Source organism: Paraburkholderia sp. SIMBA_053, assembly GCF_046534895.1.
In the GTDB taxonomy this organism is placed as follows: domain Bacteria; phylum Pseudomonadota; class Gammaproteobacteria; order Burkholderiales; family Burkholderiaceae; genus Paraburkholderia; species Paraburkholderia caledonica.
Genome location: NZ_JAWRXU010000726.1, coordinates 1 through 270, shown reverse-complemented (window position 1 = coordinate 270; position 270 = coordinate 1). Strand labels below are relative to the sequence as shown.

Below are 270 nucleotides of genomic sequence, written 5' to 3'. Positions count from 1 at the left end.
ATGGAAAATCCGACAATTCCTAAAATTACGACATGCTTCCGTGAACATAAAAAGCACTCAGGAGATAGCTACTGCAAGCGTAGGAAACTCGAACGGTCGCCGTCAGGCATCACCGAATAACACAGGGAAAATGCACACGAGAGCGCCGCGAGTGCAACGTGCGGCGAGGGGATCTGATTGACAAATAACGAGTGGCCGAAGATCAGACGTGGCCCCGTGAAAGAGCATCGCCAGTTAATAGTAATGCGAACTTTTGCCTCAATAAAGACA

At 48.9% G+C, this 270-nt stretch carries 1 protein-coding gene; it reads right to left on the bottom strand.

Features of this window, described 5'->3' with window-relative positions:
- Positions 1-68: 68 nt before the first annotated feature.
- Positions 69-270 (bottom strand): hypothetical protein (locus SB753_RS37485; RefSeq protein WP_410805213.1); only part of this gene is annotated, 202 nt, incomplete at its 5' end.